The sequence below is a fragment of the Pseudomonas sp. Ma2-10 genome (genome assembly GCF_054330215.1).
In genome coordinates this window covers 115640-134009 of record NZ_JBTEYL010000007.1, presented here as the reverse complement: position 1 = coordinate 134009, position 18370 = coordinate 115640, and the positions used below count along the sequence as shown (strand labels likewise).

Below are 18370 nucleotides of genomic sequence, written 5' to 3'. Positions count from 1 at the left end.
CCGTCCAATGTCCGTACTGTTTTTTCTCAACCTAACGGCCTGCGATTGCTCCCCGATCGCAGCACATCGAGAAAAAACCATGACTCGTCCATTACCGTATTTTTTCGACGAGGCAGAACGCGCCTCCAAAGCCAGGCAGCCCGGTGATCGCGAAAAGGCACTGACCTTCACGCTTGATGACCTGAAGTGGTTGAAGGTTGTTTATCTGCCGACCCAAACAGCCCGTACGGCCAATAACAATAACGCGCCCATGCACGTCGATCAGTTGCTTTTAAGCGTACCTGATGCGCCTGGCATCCCCCTGGCTGGCGCTTTTGCCATGAGCCGGCCCAACGATGGAGAAGTCACGCTCTACACACCGTGGAAAGGCCTGATCAAATTCGCGGACTTGAAGAGCCTCAAAAGCAAAATCGGGGAATGGTTGGCGCAGGCCACCGGCAACCGTGAGCTGCTGCGTTTTCTCTCCATCGAACAACGCAGCGCTTTATCCGCTGCCACTACGCCAGACATTGCCACGCAAGCCATCTCAGGTGCGGTGTTCCAGACCCAGGAGCTCACCCTCGAACGCAATCAGGCTCAGAACATCAGAACGATGATGGGCGAGTTGCTCAAGCTGCCGACGCTGCAATCGATGCTGGACGAAACACTCAACAACGCGTTGTACAAACCGTTCCCCAAACTGGATCAACGCCTTACTCGACTGAAGAGCTTTGTCACGACGACTTCAGCCTTCGGCGCAGATCACCAGCAAATGCTTTCCTCGCACTCACTGAGCGATGCCCTGCTGCATTACTACCTGACCAACCAGTGGCCGACTGGCGATTCCAGAGTTTTTTCCAATCCCGAACACCGTGTGAGCAGCAACGTCGATAACCAGGCCTGGGAAAGCGCAGTCAAAGAGATCGCGCAAAGCTTTACCCCTCACTTGCAGAGCCAGCTCAAGACGTTCTGGAACACCCCCATGATCAACGGGCAGCCACGTTCGGAGTTTTTTGCCGAGGGTTTGCGCGACACCTTTCACGTGAAACTTTTTCTCGAGCGTCAGCAAGGCATTTTAACGACACAGGAATACCTGCGACTGATGAAGGTCAGCCTCGAACCTGAAACCGTCGATCCTCTTCGCATCGAAAAAGTGCGTTTCACCGCGCCCTTCAAGCAATGCGCGGAGCTGGCCTCGACGTTGATGATCGGCAGCCGCGAAACCCTGGGCTTTCTGTACACACAGTCCAGAGGCATCGAGGCAACGAGCGACCTGCCCGCGGTCAGGGACATCGTCCTGAGAATGATGAAAAGCGAAGGGCATGAAGACACGCTACTCAACTTCATGTCTTTGGACGAACGCGGCTTACTTCTTTCATTAGAGCCCGCTGAGCGTGTCATTGTCGGTGAACCGATCATCGGCCCAGTGTTTGAACAGTTGATGGACGACATCCTTGGCAAGCAACGGGAGAACCTGTCCCATGCGCTGAGCCGTTACCGTGGAAGCGAAGGCTCGCAGGACCCCCATGCCTTACTCGACAACGCACTGGATGTCCGGGGACTGATCGACGATCGACTGCTGGCGGCCGATGCCGAAGGACGCTGGAGCACACACGCCGACCAGCGCTGGACCGCGCAACCGGCGACCGTTCGTGCCGAGTCGGCCAAAGAGCAACTGCCCCGGCTGTCCTCCGTTAAGGTGGCGCTCGACCAACTCCTCGAAAACCGCCCGGTCATTCCTGCAGCAACCCGCACAATTGCCGAGGTGCAGCGTGTCGTCAATTCATCACTCGGGAGCCTGCAATCGAGTTTCACTCACACTCTGTCAACGGCGTTGCGCAGTGAATTGAAGCTGCACACCGTTATGCGCACCCTGGGTGCGACTGAACAGGCGATCATCAAAACCGTACTCGATACCCCGGCACGCTTACAGCGAGCTGCATTGAACGGTTTTTTGCCGGACGTATTTTCCTTGATGCTGAAGGCAGGCGACGCGGCGGCCCCGTTGAAACTGGCCAGTTGTTTTGTGCTGACTGAACGAGGAGGCCAGGACCCGTTGCATTCGGGCAAGGCGATTTTGTGGACGCCTGCGTTTGGATTTGAACCCTACAAGGCACTGGTACCGTTGCTGACGGAACTGGGACGGCGCCTCAAGGACGACGGTGCTCGCACCACCCTTCTGGAGAACCTTGGACGTAGCGAGCGGTTGCCTGGTCAGGTTTACGCTCTGGTGCCACTGCAGCGAATAGATGAGCATTTTCTCGACCACGTGCAAAGACCCTATGTCCAACTGGACGAGGTGTGCGTCACCCGTGCGCTGGCCACAAAGCTTCCCGAGACGAACCTGGTCAGTCTTCTGAAGCTGGTGGCACTGCGTCAACCGATGACGGGGTTAGACCGTGCGACGGACATTGCCCAATCCCTGACGACCCAGCAAAAACTGCCGACATGGCTGGCCAAGGCGTCCATTCAAGACCAGATACTGCATGGGGAGTTGCTTCAGCAATACCTCAACAACGTCACCGACGACCAGGACTACCTCACCGGCATACGCTCCCTGGCGCGCACGGCGCACCATGAGCTTGAAAAACAACTCAAGGCTGACACCTTTGACATCGATCCGGACAATGTCCAGATACAGATCGACAGACGTTCGAGGTCTTCGGCCAGCACTCAAACCCTGACCGACTTTGCACTGGCCCATTTCAAGGATCTGGATAAAACCCATTTCAAAATAGTGTCGCTTGATACCAACGAGATTCCCGAGGACATGGACCAACGCTACATCAGAGACCTGATACGAAACTTGAAGCTGGGTGAACATCAACAAAAAACATTGAACGAAGCCTTTGCTGACACCCAGGCGAATGCAGCGGACCGCAGGAAGCGGTTTTACATGCAATTGCCCTGGCAACTGATGCACTACGCTCATACGGAAAAACTGCAGGAACGCCTGAGCGAAACGGGCTTTGATCTGATACGTCAAGTCATGGACATGCCTGATGCTATCGCCCGCGTGGCAGTCGACGGTGCTCACGGGATCATCCGCCCACTTGAACTCCTGGGTATCAAGAGCGGGCAAACGATTAAAGTACCCGGTGTCTATCTGATCGGCTCATCGGCCGATAACGCAGCACCACAGGTTCTTCTCGCGCCTCACAGTCCTCGGCACGGGGTAAAAGAATACAAGAATGAAACACAACTGCTGACTGAACTGAAGACCCGCGGCGGTCTACTCGATTGGGCGCTCATGAACCTCCCGCAGCCTGATCGAATACTGCTTGAACTGAGGATGGCGACCTCCAGTAACCGTCTCGCCGAGGTGACGCTGGCGTCCAATCCGATCAAAGGGAATCTGTTTAAACACTTGTTCAACGACAACGTCGAGCTATTAACCCGATTGCTCGGTTGTCAGGCCGATGACAACAAGCAGATTGATTGGGCCACTATCAAGCATGTGCTGGGTGAAGATTTACGTGAGGCATTTACGTTCTTGACGGGCAAGCTTGCCTATCCGATCACGGTGTGGCGCAGTTACCAAGACATCAAGCAGTCCGCCGAGGACCTTCAACTGCACAAATGGGGAGCGGCGATAAAGGAATTTATCAGCGGCATTGCACAACTGGCCTCGTTGCGGCAATCGATGGCAGGTCCCGTGAAAGAGCCTGCGATGACCCGCGCGCCCGCGCCAGAAACGCCCGGCACTCGACTCAAATGGCAGGACATCGACGTCACCGCACCCCAGCGCACGCAGTTGAAGCGTCATGAGCGTGTTGACGTCGATCTGAGTTCGCTGACACACGACCCCACGCTTGGGCTCTACGCTCACCCGTCGTCAAAAAAACATTACGGGCCGGTTGAAGGCAAAGTCTATCCCGTCGAAAAGCACGGCACTCGCTGGCGTATCGGCGATACAAAAAACCATGGCCCTTATCTACGTCTGAACGAATCGAAGCAATGGGTTCTGGACAGGGGAACACCGGCGCCCCGCTTCAGCCTTATCAACCGGGTGCAAAACGCGATAACGGTTTGGGAAAGCATGAATATCGAAGCACATGGAATGCCCAAGATCCGTCAGTTTTTTCCGCGAAAGGCTCGTCAGATTGACGAGGCGCTGGATCTGGCAACCACCTATGCATGGAACAGCTTCCGAAACCTGCAACTGCTCAAGACTTCTGACGACACGGTCACGCCCGTGCACCAACTCATCATGGATTTTATCGATGTGCCGACAGTCTCGGACGCACATGTGAAGACGCTCGAAAAAGCCTTGGGCGACATTTTTGCGGCCCTGTTGGACCCTTCACTCAGAAAGCCGAACACCAAGCGTTTTGTGATCGGCACGCTCCTCAATCACCAGGAAAACACCTACGGGTTCACCCTCCCAAAGGACTTAAATCGGAAAATTTACCTGACAGAGAAATTCTTCTTTCCCCATTTAGACTTCTACCGTGAACACCTGTCCGACACCGCCTTCCCCATCAACACTCATGCCCGGGCGGCCACCCTGATCCACGAGGTTTCGCACATTGCTTGCAACACCGAAGACATTTCTTATCTCGATTCCGGCAGACCGTTCGTCGACCTGATAGGAGCGGCCAGTGCTGTCGCCACTGATCTCAAGACTGCCTTAAGCGATCTTCAGGGCAGCGCACTGTCAATCAAGACGCCTTATACACAACTGTTCAAAGTCCAGAACCCTGATGACGGTGAATGGGAGGACCTGGGTAATACGTCTGATGAAAATACGGACGGGATAAAGAAACACATCTTGACCTTGACCGGCGAGGACAACCTGAGCGGTGCCCGCACTGCCTTCAAAAAAGACTCACTGATCAGGCTGGCGGTGCAACTTGCTAACGCCGACAGCATGACCTGGCTGATCACTCACCTGGGGCGCCAACTGCACACCAGCACCCCGTGAATCAGAAAAATAAACGCCCATTTGATGGGGAATTGCCATGACGGTTGTTCTCGCAGACTTCCTCACAAGGTTAGAATGCAGGAAATCAGGATGAGTCAATGACCGACAACGCTCTCTCGCAAGCCGAATACGACGCTGTCACCGATGCCGCTGCGCATTGGTGTATGCGTCTGCACGCCATCGACTGCACTGCTGAAGAGCAGCTGGCGTTCGAGCAATGGCATGACGCTCATCCGCTACACGCGTTCGAGTACGAGGCCATGCTGCAGATCTGGGATGTCGCGGGGGACCTGCCACGTCCAGAAACCGTGATCCCGAGGGTCCGCGCCAAACCTGCTACGCCTTGGCGCAGCTTGGGTATCGCCGCCGCGGTTTGCGCCATGGCGTTGCCGCTGGCGGCCTATAGTGGCTGGAATCTGGGCTGGCTACCCAATTCCTACCAACATTTCGAAGCCAACGACAATGTCCGCCACGTCACCCTGAATGATGGCAGTCAGGTGGAACTGAACCTGGGCAGTGAGCTGACGTTCAGCAATTACAAAGACCAGCGTCGGGTCACGTTGAAAAAAGGCGAAGCCTTCTTCAGCATCAGCCATGACACTCGGCACCCCTTCATTGTCAAAGCGGCCGAAGGCAGGATTCGGGTCACCGGAACCAAATTCAACGTCTGGATGTATGAAGATCAGGTACGCGTGAACCTGATAGAAGGTTCGGTGCTTGTGAGCAGTAATGACGCCGTTACGGGGGACGGTTTGCGCCTCGAGCCAGCGATGCAGGCTAGCTATAGACGCGGCGACTTCACTCCCCGGATCAGTCAGACGTACGACCATGACAACTCACTGGCCTGGCGCAGCGGAAAACTGGTGCTCGATGATCTGGCGCTGACCGACGCATTGCCACTGATCAATCGCTACTTGAGCAAACCGGTGATGGTGGCCGACCACAGCACTGGCTCGATTCGCATCGGCGGCATTTACAACATCAAAGAGCTCAACAAGCTGGTGGCGTCCCTGCCCAAGGTATTGCCGGTCTACCTGACCCGCAACAAAGATGGCAATCCGGTCCTCAACTCCATTCCGCAACAAACGCCAAAAAAATGAAGGCCGCGACCTTTGCAAGGTACGCCCTTCATTCTTCGTTCAAACACCATCAACGTTACTGTACGGCGACTTTCCTGGCCTTTTCATCCGGCTCGCGGATCGTCTGAACCTGGTACTGCGGATCTGACCTGATCTGCTGTTCGCTGAACGGCAACACACTCAACTGCTTCCTGGAAAATGCCACGGTCTGATCTCTGGAGTACTTGGAGGCAGGGTCACTGGATAGCGAGAATGCCAGCAGCCCCTGGGCCTGCGGTCCCTTGTCATCGAAGGTCACCACCTGCAAATAGCTGGTGCCGCTGACGACCTCGAGTTTACCGTCGGTTCTCGGCACGCTCTGAATAGCGTTATAAACACCAAGAGTGCCAGGTCCACCGTGAATCGGCGTCTGCTGGCCCCCGCTGCTGACCACCTGGATATCACCCCAACGGCTATCGGCCTTGAGCCCCATCTGGTTGATCTTCGCTATCGATGCCTGCATCGCTTTGCGAACCGCCTTTGCGACTTCCGGGCGATCGATCGCCAGGCCATGCGGCGTGTGTTGCGGGTCTTTCGGATCGAACGCCACACGCCACAGATCAGGCGTTTCCTGTAGCGACGCCATGACATTCTGGAAATGCACAAACCCCAGACCACTGTCCAGATTCGCACGGCGATCCCAGGTCTTGAGACTGGCACACAGCGGCGCGAGCGCTGGCGCATCGGTACCCAGTGCCGCCGCACAGAACAACAGCAGGTCCGGCATCACTTGTGCCACCTGATACACCTGGTCGTCCATCACCATGTGTTGCAGATCCGTGGCTGCTATCGGGCCGGCCTTGTTCAACGCGCTCAGGCGATCCAGCGCAAAACGCGAGCGCAGCCCCAATGGCTGGCCATCCTGGCTGATCAGGGGCGAAAAGCCGGTGAGCGGTTGCGCCGGGTTAGCCATCCAGGCCGAATCGTTGGAGTGCTGCACAAAATCCTTGCGCAGCAGCTGCGGTAACTTGTCTGCCGCAAAAATGCCTTTTTGTGCAGCTGTCGGGTCGATGTCCCACGCACAAGCACTGTTGGAACCGTCGAGGATGATCATCTGCAACCCGGCCCGCGGATCACTGCACCTGGCCAGTTTGTCGGCACTGACGTTCGGCACGACCGAAAGATTCATGTACAGCGTCTGCCCCTGATCATCCGTCGCCAGGGTGTTGACCCACGGGATCCCCTGGATCTTGTGCACCGAGGCCTGCAAGTCCTTGAGGCTGACCGCTCGGTTCATTGCATACCACTGTTGCAAGACCCGGTCGTTATCCAGATTGGCGTCGCGCAAGCTGTAAGCGAACTGGTTATCCCAGTCGAGCTTTCCGGGCCATTGCACGATCGGACCGAACTGCGAACTGTAGACCACATGAGAAACCGGTCTGGTTTGGCCATCCGGTTGTTTCACATTCACGGTCAGGGTCTGTTTCTTCATCGGCAATGACTGGCCGTCGAGCAGATAACGGGTCGAATCCTTGGGATCGAGCTGCAGGCGATACAAGGTGAAATGCTTGGATGAGTCCACGGTGTGGGTCCACGCCAAGTGCTGGTTGAAACCGATGTTGATCATCGGCAACCCCGGCAGCGCCGCACCCATGACGTCCAGTTTTCCGGGAATAGTCAGGTGCATTTGATAGAAACGCATCCCACCGACCCAAGGAAAATGCGGATTGGCCAGCAACATTCCGCGGCCGTTGAAAGAACGCTCACTGCCGATTGCCACGGCATTGCTGCCGCGATCCAGGGCAAAACGCTGCATGCGCGAGGCCGCCACCTGGAACGACACGGGGTCGCCTGCCGCATGAGTAACGGCCTTGGGTGGCGTGGCGCCGGCCAGCGCTTCTGCAAACTGCCCTACTCCGCCTTCGACCAGCAGACGCCGTGTCAACTTGACCAGGTCCTGGGCGGTTATCTCGCGCACCCAGTCGCCCTGGCACTGCTGTGGCAAACCCTGCGCTCGACGCTCTGTCAGCGAACGGTTATAGCCCGACACATACCCTTCGATGAGATCGCGCACTGCCGGGGTTTGCGCCTGCCAGAAATCCTCCACGGCCTGTGGCGTGTTCAGCCAATTGAAAAACAGATCGCTGACCAGGTTTTCGCGTTCTTCGAGCGTGAACTGATCCGGGCCGAAATAGCGTGAACGTTCACCGTTCACGGTGGTGATCTCATTGGCCAGCAGGCATAGGTTGTCCTGAGCGTAGGCGTAACCAATGCCATAGCCGAGCCCGCGCTCGTTGTCGGCACGAATATGCGGCACGCCGAAACTGGTCCGGCGAATGTCGGCGCTCGCCTGCTGCGGCTGACTGCGTGCGTTTGCCGCTAGACTCAAGCCTACCAACACGCCCGCAAGGCTCAACCGGGTTAACTGCCTGGATATAATCACGCTCGCTCCTGATCGAAAAGACAAACGCCCTGCGTCATACACGCACTGCGCCCTTCCCTGGAAACGAAATAAATGACAAAAATTTAGACCCTGAAAGGCGCTTTTCACGGACACCTCACAGGCCGCTGACGTGACGGCGACAAAATTTCTACATTTGAGGCTTCATTATTTGCCCTGCTCATACGTCCTATTGATTGAGAGCACCCATCACATTTCCTGGCCGGCTCGGATAAGGAGTTTTTGCATGTACAACTCGCAACTGCCAACGGACGGTAGCAATGCGCCAAATGGCTCTGCCATGGGCTCCGGTGTTTTCGGTCAACGGGGCGAGCGCAATGGCAACGAGCGGATCAGGCTGCTGCTCAAAAGCTTTGGTCTGCGAACCAGTCTGATCCGCCTAAAAGTCATCGACGCCTTGCTGACTGCCGCTGAAAGCGACCGTAGCCTTGGCGTGCGCGGCGTGCACAGCCACTTGCTGGACCTGGACATTCCCCTGTCCTTTCTCAGTGTGCGGGAAGTGTTGAAACGCTTGTGCAGCGAAGGCGTGATCATGTTCAATGCGGACAAAAGCTACAGCCTGCATCCGCACGCTGCAGCCATGCTCCATCGCGAGTGATCCGCTCAAGGTGCGTCGTTCAGGGTTTGACCTTGCGGCGCATCACGCCATTGATCACCACCACAATCACCGCCACGCCGATGGCGATGTACTGAAACAGCTTCTCGCTGATGACGCCTGCGTTTTGCAGATACGAAAGGCCAAACATGATCCCCAACACCAAGAGGGAGATCAGAATCGAGTATTTCAAACGTTGCGACTGAGTCATTACGAGTTCCTGAACCTGAAAAATGTATCCGGTTTGTATCCAAATGCATGCCAAGCCTCAACCGTTCTCTGGGGAGGGGGCGCTACAAACGGGGTCTCATGTTACAGCCGATCAAAAGATTTGGCTTTATTGCCCCATGAGGATGTTGATATGTACCGTCGAATCACACTGCTGATTCCCCTGCTCGCTCTCCTGACCCTGAGCGGCTGCATCGTTTTCCCCCACGGCGGCCACCATTACGACCGTGGCGGGCCGGGTGGTTATTACCAACACCGATAACGGGAATAGTTAAACCTTTATTCGTAAGCTAACGACCCCACCCGATAACTGATAAATAAATGCCCGCCCGGTCGCGGGCATTTTTTCGTACGTGCCTATTCACCTTTTACTACCCATCGAATATCGAAACATAGCGACAATAACTGAAACCTTGAGTCTCAATAGTTCATTGGAGCTATGCATACTCAATGATTAGTCTCGGCGCATCGCAACAAACCCGTTATTAAACTACGAGCACGAACAGGGATGCCATGCACAAGCCTTTAATCAATATCAGCCCCCACCATTTGTTTGGCTTTTGCCTGGCAATAACTTTTTTTGAACTGCTGACCTATATGGCCAGCGACATGATGATGCCCGCTATGTTGACCGTCACCCGACAACTGGATGCCAGCCCAGACCATGTCCCCTACGCCTTCAATCTTTATCTGGCCGGCGGCATGCTTGTGCAATGGCTGATTGGCCCGCTGTCCGATCATTTCGGTCGTCGCCGGATGTTGCTCATCGGCTGTGCGGTATTCGCCCTGGCCTGTGCCGCAGCGTTCAACGTGCACAGCATTTATGCGTTCAACGGTTTGCGACTGATTCAGGGCATGGGGTTGGGGTTTGTCATCGCGGTCAGCTACCCGGCCCTGCAAGAAGTTTTCTGTGAAGCCTACGCGGTCAAAATCATGGCCTTGTTAGGGAACGTTGCACTGCTCTCCCCGCTTCTGGGGCCGTTACTCGGCAGCCTGCTGCTGGAGTGGTTGTCCTGGCGGGAATTGTTTTTATTGCTGGGAATCGGCGGCGTGATGGTCTGGCTTGGGCTTTACCTGTACATGCCAGAAACCGTGGGCACCCTGCGCCACGACGGTCAGCGACTGGAAGCCGTACGCTTTGAATGGCACGGCACCGTGCGCCGCTATGTCGCGTTGCTGACTAACCCGCAATTCCTTTGCGCCGCCGTCGCGCTGGGCGTGATGAGCCTGCCCTTGATTGCCTGGATCGGGTTGGCGCCGCTCTTGCTGATCCACAACCAGGGGCTTTCAACTCTGCACTATGGCTTGTGGCAAATCCCGGTGTTCGCGGCAGTCATTCTTGGCAATCTGATCCTCAACCGACTGATTGCCAACATTGAACTGCAATCACTGATTCGATACGCGCTTTGGCCGTTTTGCGGCGGGCTGATCACGCTAGTCGCCGTCAGCTTCTACGGTGCTTCGACAGTCGTGTTGATCAGCTGCCTGGCGCTTTACGCTGTTGGGCTTGGCATGAGCAATGCCGCGCTGTACCGGCTTGCGCTGTTCGCCAGCGACGACAGCAAAGGTCTGGTCTGGGCCATGATCGGCATGATCTCGATCGCCGTCATGGGCGGCGGCGGCTCGCTTATTGCCGCCGCCGGTGCCGGTGACAGCCACGAATCCTTCGCTTTGATGGCGGGTATCGCGGGGCTTCTGAGCCTGGCGCCCCTACGCCAGTTTCTGCGGCGCTCTCACATCGCGCTTGCCGTCTGACACCACACAGTAGGTCTTCTGATGATCCATTTACCCCACACCGATGCGCTCTGCGCGTTAACGCAACCCTATTGCCTGGATTCCGTACCCGAGGGTCTGTTCGACCAGGCGATGGGGGAAATCAGCCTGTTTCATTGTCACCACACGCTTGGCTACGAACGCTGGCTAAACGCCAACGGGCTCGATGCGCAGGACCTGGAGACACTGGATGACTGGTCCAGGTTGCCACCGATTTTCGCCCACTATTTCAAACGTCACTTGTTGTTGAGCCCCACCGGCGAAGGCGCGCTGGAGTTGACTTCATCCGGCACCAGCGGCCAGAAGAGTCACATGCGCTATGACCCTCGCAGCATGGCAGCGGCTCAAGGCATGGTGAGCCGCATTTTCCGGCACTACGGCTGGGATACTCCGCAAAGCCCCTGCAATTATTTGCTCCTGAGCTACGAGCCCGAGGCTGCCATCACCTTGGGCACCGCTTTTACCGACCAGTTTCTCTGCAGCTACGCGCCCGTCAATCGGGTCGTCTACGGATTGCGCCTGACCAGTAAAGGTCACGAATTCGACCTGTTTGGTGTTATTCGCGCCTTGCAGGAGTTTGCCGACGAAGGCTTACCCGTTCGGATTATCGGATTTCCTGCGTTTCTTTCCCACGTGCTACAGCACTTGGAAAACACCTGCGCACCGAATCTCAAGCTGCCCGCCCAGTCATTGGTGTTTCTGGGTGGCGGCTGGAAAACCCAGGTAGCACAAGAGATTCCCCTGCTTGAGCTGTATGTGCGAATCAACCGGCAATTGGGTATCGACCTGTCCCGATGTCGGGATGGCTACGGTGCCGTCGAGCATGCCGTGCCCTATATCCAATGTGCCCACCATCATTTTCATGCCCCCATTTACTCGAAGGTTTTCGTGCGCAACCCATCCGATTTCACCGTCCAGCCATACGGCCAACGCGGCTTGCTGGAATTCGTCTCCCCGTACATTTCCTCAAGCCCTGCTCATGCGGTGGTCATGGGCGATCTGGCGACATTACATCCCGGCGCGTATTGCGGATGCGGCCTGACGACCGATTGGTTCGAGTTGCACGGACGCGCTGGCACCACCGCCAGCCGCAGCTGCGCCATGGCGGCCTCAGAACTGCTCGGAGGCGTTTGATATGTACCTCATCAATGGCCAACTGCGTGACGACGTTACTCCGGAAAGCGCCCTGGAGCGCCTTCGAAAACAATTACCCAGGTTGCTTTCTGCACCGATCGACAGCGAGACCGTCATCGAAGCCGCGGCTCGTTTCGCCACGCACCTACAGACTCGCAGCCTTAACCTGCCCCTTGACGACGATCAATGTCAGGGGTTGATCGATTTCTGCCAGTGCAGCAACTTGAGCAGCAAGCTTGAGCGGGAACTGGGTGCGCAACCTCGTTCGCTGAGGCGTATCGACTACGCGCAGTCACACTTTGAAAGTTGGCACCCGTTGGGACTCGTGGTGCATGTGACCCCTGGCAATGCGCCGATGCTGGCGTTCTGCGCGGTTCTCGAAAGCCTGCTGGCCGGCAACATCAATTGGTTACGCCCCAGCACCAGCGATGCGGGTTTGACTGCGCAATTGCTGGCTGCCTTTGTGAAGTGCGACACCCGTGGCAGGCTTGCCAAGTTCGTCGCAGTGCTGCCCGTGGGCACGTCCCGGATAGCCGAACTCTGCGCTCAGGCCGATGGCGTGTCAGCGTGGGGCGGTGAAAAAGCGCTCAACGCGATTCGTCAGCAGATCCCCACCGGATGTCGCTGGATCGATTGGGGGCACAGGATCAGTTTCGCTTATCTGTCGCCTGACGCGGCCAGCCCTTCAGCGCTGGATGCGCTGGTAGACGAGGTTTGCAGTCTGGATCAGCAAGCGTGTTCCAGTCCGCAATGGGTGCTGGTGGACAGCACCGATCCGGCCATCCTGCAGGGCCTGGGAGAGCGTTTGAGCGAAGCCTTCACGCGTCGTGCGTCGCACTGGCCGGCGCTGGTGCCCACGGACCAGCAAGCGTGCGAGATCACTACCCGCACGGCCATGGCGCAACTGGATTACTGTTTTGCGAACCAGAGCGGCCAGGTCTGGGCCGGCCACGGATGGCGGATCATCTGGGAGCACCACCAGACGCTCGCACCTTCGCCGCTGTTTCGTACCGTGCTACTCAAACCCGTACCGCAACACTTGATCGCCGAGACGCTGTTGCCCTGGCGCACCGTCCTGCAAAGCTGCGCACTGATTTGCTCTCCAGCAGAAACGCCAGGGCTTGTGCGAACGCTGGTCAACGCTGGGGTCACCCGTATTGCGCCTTGCGCGGGGATTCATGACGGCTACGCCGGTGAGCCCCATGATGGCGTCTACGCGTTGACGCGTCTGAGTCGCCGCCTCTCGGTGAGTCTGTCGCCGGATGTTTTGCCTGGCCAGGCAACGCTCGACCCGGTCCCGCCCGCCCCTGACACCGCCTATGCGCCGATCATGGACAAAACCGCCTTCACAACCCAGCCGATGGGCACCGCGGCGCAATTGTATTTTCGCTCTGGAGGAAGCAGCGGCACTGCGGCCCTCGCCGGTTTCAGCTATCGCGACTTTCAACGGCAGATGCGCGCAGCGGCAGACGGCCTGTTCGCCGCCGGGCTCGATCCTTCACAGGACCGGGTCATGAACCTGTTTTACGGCGGCAGCCTGTACGGGGGTTTCCTCAGCTTTACCAAAATACTGGAACAGATGGCCGTCACCCATTTCCCCATGGGGGCGCCCCAGGACGATGATTTCAGCGAAATCGCCCAACTGATCGTTGACCAGCGTGTCACCGTGCTGATTGGCATGCCGAGCACCTTGCATCGTCTGTTCTTCAACGAGCAGGCCCGACTCCGCACGTACGCAGGTATTGGCAAAGTGTTCCTCGGCGGCGAGCATCCAGGGCAAACCAGCCTTAGCCTGATGGAAAGCTGCGGGGTCTCGATGATCCGCTCGGCGATCTATGGTTCCGTCGACGCGGGTCCCTTGGGGCATGCGTGCGCAGCTACCGCGAACGGAGTGTTTCACTTGATGTGCGATACCCAGCACCTGGAAATCGTGCAGATTGAACAGGACGTACCGGTTCAGGCCAATGAGGTCGGTCGCCTGCTGTTTACTTCACGAGCACGGCAAGGCCAGGTCGTGCGCCGATATGACGTGGGCGACACCGGTCGCTGGTTACCCGGAACCTGTCCGTGCGGGCTGGACTCACCCCGATTCGAACTGCTCCAACGCCACGGAAAACTGGTGCGGATGGGCACCGAGTTTATTGCGCCGTCGGCTCTGCAGGATAGCGTCGGCGCGCCCATTCAGATTGTTCTGGATCACGCCCCTGATGGCGTCGAGCGACTGAACGTTCTAACAGATGCAGACATCAGCCAGGTTCGCAACGCATTGCTGAGCCATGTAGCGCTGGCCAATGCCGTAAACGCCAACCTGTTAACTGTCGACGTTCAAGTGTGCACGGAGCAAGCGTTCACTCGAAACAAACACAGCGGCAAAACACCGTTGGTTATTGATAAAAGAAAATAAACATACCGTCGACGACTCACCACTTGTTTTAAACCCTCCAGGCGCCTGATAAAAAAGAGACCCCAGTGAAACCAACTTATTCGCTCGAACAACTACTGCCTTATATAAGGCAACATTCAAACTTCTACCGCCAGCAACTGGAACACTTACCGCCGCGCGGCATGACGTTACAAGACCTACCGCTGACCCATGCGGCGGACTATTGGGCTGACAGCCATGACTTGAGTTGTTGGCCGGTCCTGACCGGACAGGTCGACGATGCCCTGGTGTTTAAAACTGGCGGAACGACCAGCCAAGGTAAACTGGCGGTGTACACCTATAACGAATGGCAAGTACTGGTCAGGACGTTTGGAGAAAGTTTCTCCTCTCAACTGAACGACGGCGACCGTCTCGCCAATCTGTTTTTTTCCGGTGATCTTTATGCCAGTTTTCTGTTCATCCACGACGCCCTGGCACACGTCAGGCGATCCATTTGCGAGTTTCCGTTTACCGGGCAAGTCGAACTGGACGTACTGGCCGATGCGATTGATCAGCATCGGATCAACGTGCTGGTCGGCGTACCGGCACAACTGTTGCGATTCGCGGCCTACCTGAACCAGCATCGGCGCGTACTGTGCGGGGTTGATACGTTGCTGTATGGCGGCGAAAGCCTGTTTGCCCCGCAGGTGGCAATCCTCACCGACGTATTTCCCAACGTGCGCATCGCTTCCATTGGTTACGCCAGTGTAGACGCCGGCCTTATTGGGGCCAGCAGTCGCGACTGCGCCTTGGGCGAGCATCGGGTGTTTGAACCAAACACCGTGCTGGAGATCGTCGATGAACTCACCGGTGACGTCATCGACGAATGCGATCGCATCGGATTACTGGTGGTGACCAATCTGACTCGCCGGCTCATGCCGCTGCTGCGTTATCCGGTGGGCGACCGCGCGTGCTGGCGCGAACCCGGCTCAACCCCGAGGCGCAAATTCGCCCTCAAGGGCCGTAGCGTGCACAGCCAGCGAGTGCGCGTCGGGGTACTGTCGCTACTGATCGATGACATCCAGCGGATCGTCCAGCGCATCGCCCACAACGACCAATGGCAATTGCTGATCGAACATGACGGATACAAAGATATTTTGAGTGTGAGGTGGGTTCCCTCAGCGCTATCAATGGCCACCGTACCGGTGTGCCGAAAGTTGTATGAGACCCTGGTTGAACACTATCCCGCCATCGAGGAACTGAGCCGCGAAGGTCTGTTGGAGTTGCGGGTGTTGTCTTGTGCGGTCACCGCATTGAAGCTTCACCCTCGCTCTGGCAAACAACTGCGGGTCCTGGACTTGCGCGTGTATGACGCACCGTCGCCGGAGCCCGCATGATGCAGCATTTGATTTTTCGACCCTATCGGCCATCCGACGCACGTGCCGTGAGCCAGTTGTTTCGCGAGGTCTATGGCGATCATTACGTTCAACCGGATGTTTACTTGCCGAAGATGATCAATCAGCACAATGCCGAGGGGCACTGGAAGTCGATGCTGGCGGTGGACGACGCAAGCGTTCTAGGGCATGCCGCTTTGTGCCATGACACACCGGCGGACACCACCGAACTGGCCCTCAGTGTGGTACATCCCGCCGCGCAGGGGCAGAGTATCGCAACCCGCCTGGGACGGGAGTTGCTGTCGCGGTCAAGTTCCATGGGGTTCAAGAGCGTCTCGATCAAACAAGTGACACACCATCCCTATACGCAACGCATGGCAGCAAACATCGGCTTCCACAGCACAGGTCTGCTTCCTGACTACGTCCCCTCGCCCTTTGCTCAACCGCTGCCGGAAACCATCGTGATGGGTTGTTACGTCGACGAAGGACATACGCGTCCACTCCCCGACATCCCATGGCCTGACAGCTGCCGGGAGTTTATGCAGCACTTGTGTTCCGTGTTCGGGGCTCATCCGGACACGACGCCGTTGTCTTCTCTACCGTTGCAACTCAAGCAACACCATAAAAGATTCGAAATGGTCATTCCGCGCTTGACTAAATGTCTGCTCGACCAGACCCGGCAATTGCCCAGGCACTGGTTGATCTCGGCCAAACTTCAGATGTCACGGCACTTTGCTCAGGACTTTCGCAATTTTGCGGCCCTTGGCTTCACCTTTACCGGGCTGATGCCTACATCGAACGCCAATGGCTGGTTCGCACTGTTTCATCGAGGCGCGCAGTCTCGACACCTCAACCTGCTCTGCCCGCGCATGCAACGCTTGCATGACGATTTACAGCAAAACGCCAACACGCAGAGTCGCGCCGAAGCACTGAACAGCGCCCGTGTCCCTGAGCAGCAAACCTGCCTTGGAAGTCCAGGCCCCGGTATAGCCGATCGTCATGACCGAACTCCCGACTGCGCTACTTGATGCAGACGTGCCGATGAGGCGACCCTGAAAAGTTCCTTGTTTAGTCAGTGTGTACCGTCCGTCACCTCACGGCGTTCTTGCACGATCGTACTTAAAGCTCGACGTTCCTACGCCGATAGCCTTTGGAAACGCCGATTTCATACCGATAATCACAACAAGAACGCTGCTCTAAGGACCGGTCCCATGCCCCCATTCCGTACCATTCAGGCTCGTTACACGCTGTTTCTGGTCCTGTTCATCCTGCTGTTGTCCGTGCTGACAGTGGTCGGCATCAGCCAAGTGGTCGCACCAAAGCTGCGTCACACCGAAGAACAAGTGGTCCTCAACCGAATCGCCGAAGTCGCCGAGCAAATCCAGGGCGAACTGAATAAGGTTCAGGCGCAACAGCGAAGCATCACCCAGACCATTCCCCTGCTCGACAGCGCCGCCATCGACACCGTCCTGCCGGGCCTGGTCGACCAGTACGGCGAGCTAAAAGTGTTCGGCGGCGGGATCTGGCCGCTGCCAGGCCAACGTGAAGTCGGGCGCAACAAGTTCAGCACGTTCTGGCACCGGGATGCCTCGGGCAAACTGGCGGTCAACACCTTCTGGAACAGCGGTGCCGCGCCCAACTACTACGACCAGACCTGGTACAAAGGCGGCATGCAAACCCCGCGCGGCCAATGCGCGTGGGCGGCAGCCTATAAAGATGACGCCAGCGCCGAGCCGCGCACCAACTGCGCCATGGCCATCCAGAAGAATGGCGCGGCCTACGGCGTGTCGACCATCGATGTGACCCTGGGCTTTTTCAATGACCTGGTGGCACGCAAGGAGAAAGACCTCGGCGCCGAAATGCTGATCGTCGAAGCCGACGGCAAGATCATCAGCAACAGCTCGCGCATCAGCGGGGCGATCGTGCTGAAGAACATCAGCGAGCTGACCGGCAACTCGCCGTTCGCCGCCCAGGTGAAGGCCGGCTTGCAAAACCGTGACCAGTCGCAGCGGGTCGAGTTCGACAACAACGGCGAAGCCAGCACCTTCTTCATGCGCCCGATCGAAGGCACGCCTTGGTTCCTCGCCACCGCCCTGCCGACCAAGCTGATCACCGCCCAGCGTGACGATGTGCTCAGCACCCTGAGCCTGCTGCAAATCCCGATGGTAATCCTGCTGGTGTTGCTGCAGGTCTATGCGATTCGCCAACTGGTCCAGCGCATGAAAGCCCTGAAGGCCAACATCGACGCACTGTCAGCCGGTGACGCTGACTTGACCAAACGCATTACCATTCGCGCCGAAGACGAACTGGGCGCCATCGGCCACTCGGTCAACGCCTTCATCGCCTACTTGCAGAACATGATCGGCGAAGTCACCCTGGCCACCGGCGCCATGGCCTCCAGCCTGGATAACCTGCAACGCACCTCCGCCCACACCAGCCAGATTCTGGTACGTCACGCCTCG

11 protein-coding genes and 1 pseudogene are annotated in these 18370 nt (G+C 57.2%); 10 read left to right on the top strand and 2 right to left on the bottom strand.

The genetic code is table 11. The features are described from left to right. Window positions 1-79: 79 nt before the first annotated feature. Both ACXPVS_RS11600 and ACXPVS_RS11595 read left to right on the top strand, forming a co-directional pair. A complete protein-coding gene (locus ACXPVS_RS11600) occupies window positions 80-4903 on the top strand; it encodes a dermonecrotic toxin domain-containing protein (protein ID WP_458510047.1) in 4824 nt (1607 codons plus the stop codon). A 98-nt stretch (window positions 4904-5001) separates the two neighbouring features. Beyond that, window positions 5002-6003 (top strand): FecR family protein, encoded by a 1002-nt coding sequence (locus ACXPVS_RS11595; RefSeq protein WP_458510046.1) that lies wholly within the window; start codon window positions 5002-5004, stop codon window positions 6001-6003. Window positions 6004-6058: 55 nt separating this feature from the next. Here the strand turns inward: ACXPVS_RS11595 and pvdQ are convergent, their stop codons facing one another. Next, window positions 6059-8404: a bifunctional acylase PvdQ gene (gene pvdQ, locus ACXPVS_RS11590; RefSeq protein WP_458510045.1), complete on the bottom strand. Its 2346-nt coding sequence runs from the start codon at window positions 8402-8404 to the stop codon at window positions 6059-6061. Window positions 8405-8648: 244 nt separating this feature from the next. Between pvdQ and ACXPVS_RS11585 the strand changes: the two genes are divergently transcribed. Beyond that, entirely contained in the window at window positions 8649-9020 is a 372-nt protein-coding gene (locus tag ACXPVS_RS11585) for a fe2+ zn2+ uptake regulation protein (protein ID WP_458510044.1), read from the top strand. Between the two features lie 19 nt (window positions 9021-9039). On the opposite strand, the gene ACXPVS_RS11580 is transcribed toward ACXPVS_RS11585, so the two are convergent. Then, the gene (locus tag ACXPVS_RS11580) at window positions 9040-9228 is read right to left on the bottom strand and encodes a hypothetical protein (RefSeq protein WP_458510043.1); all 189 of its coding nucleotides are present in this window, start codon (window positions 9226-9228) and stop codon (window positions 9040-9042) included. A gap of 150 nt (window positions 9229-9378) precedes the next feature. Between ACXPVS_RS11580 and ACXPVS_RS11575 the strand changes: the two genes are divergently transcribed. The 7 genes and pseudogenes from ACXPVS_RS11575 to ACXPVS_RS11545 all read left to right on the top strand — a co-directional run. After that, window positions 9379-9507, top strand: a complete 129-nt coding sequence (locus ACXPVS_RS11575) for a hypothetical protein (protein ID WP_458510042.1) — start codon at window positions 9379-9381, stop codon at window positions 9505-9507. A gap of 251 nt (window positions 9508-9758) precedes the next feature. Continuing rightward, window positions 9759-11000, top strand: a complete 1242-nt coding sequence (locus ACXPVS_RS11570; RefSeq protein ID WP_458510041.1) for an MFS transporter — start codon at window positions 9759-9761, stop codon at window positions 10998-11000. A 21-nt stretch (window positions 11001-11021) separates the two neighbouring features. Beyond that, the gene (locus ACXPVS_RS11565) at window positions 11022-12152 is read left to right on the top strand and encodes a LuxE/PaaK family acyltransferase (RefSeq protein ID WP_458510040.1); all 1131 of its coding nucleotides are present in this window, start codon (window positions 11022-11024) and stop codon (window positions 12150-12152) included. Between the two features lies 1 nt (window position 12153). Further along, window positions 12154-14556: an acyl-CoA reductase gene (locus tag ACXPVS_RS11560; protein ID WP_458510039.1), complete on the top strand. Its 2403-nt coding sequence runs from the start codon at window positions 12154-12156 to the stop codon at window positions 14554-14556. Between the two features lie 65 nt (window positions 14557-14621). Next, window positions 14622-15911 (top strand): AMP-binding protein, encoded by a 1290-nt coding sequence (locus tag ACXPVS_RS11555; RefSeq protein WP_458510038.1) that lies wholly within the window; start codon window positions 14622-14624, stop codon window positions 15909-15911. Then, window positions 15911-16936: a GNAT family N-acetyltransferase gene (locus ACXPVS_RS11550; RefSeq protein ID WP_458510130.1), complete on the top strand. Its 1026-nt coding sequence runs from the start codon at window positions 15911-15913 to the stop codon at window positions 16934-16936. Before ACXPVS_RS11555 ends, ACXPVS_RS11550 begins: the two co-directional genes overlap by 1 nt. A 183-nt stretch (window positions 16937-17119) precedes the next feature. Further along, window positions 17120-18250: pseudogene (locus tag ACXPVS_RS11545) on the top strand (HAMP domain-containing protein); the annotation flags it as partial. Window positions 18251-18370: the final 120 nt, after the last annotated feature.

Excerpts from the sequence above, each read along its gene's own strand:
- ACXPVS_RS11600 (WP_458510047.1), top strand. The coding sequence starts at position 80 with ATGACTCGTCCATTACCGTATTTTTTCGACGAGGCAGAACGCGCCTCC.
- ACXPVS_RS11595 (WP_458510046.1), top strand. The coding sequence starts at position 5,002 with ATGACCGACAACGCTCTCTCGCAAGCCGAATACGACGCTGTCACCGAT.
- ACXPVS_RS11585 (WP_458510044.1), top strand. The coding sequence starts at position 8,649 with ATGTACAACTCGCAACTGCCAACGGACGGTAGCAATGCGCCAAATGGC.
- ACXPVS_RS11580 (WP_458510043.1), bottom strand. The coding sequence starts at position 9,228 with ATGACTCAGTCGCAACGTTTGAAATACTCGATTCTGATCTCCCTCTTG.
- ACXPVS_RS11575 (WP_458510042.1), top strand. The coding sequence starts at position 9,379 with ATGTACCGTCGAATCACACTGCTGATTCCCCTGCTCGCTCTCCTGACC.
- ACXPVS_RS11570 (WP_458510041.1), top strand. The coding sequence starts at position 9,759 with ATGCACAAGCCTTTAATCAATATCAGCCCCCACCATTTGTTTGGCTTT.
- ACXPVS_RS11565 (WP_458510040.1), top strand. The coding sequence starts at position 11,022 with ATGATCCATTTACCCCACACCGATGCGCTCTGCGCGTTAACGCAACCC.
- ACXPVS_RS11560 (WP_458510039.1), top strand. The coding sequence starts at position 12,154 with ATGTACCTCATCAATGGCCAACTGCGTGACGACGTTACTCCGGAAAGC.
- ACXPVS_RS11550 (WP_458510130.1), top strand. The coding sequence starts at position 15,911 with ATGCAGCATTTGATTTTTCGACCCTATCGGCCATCCGACGCACGTGCC.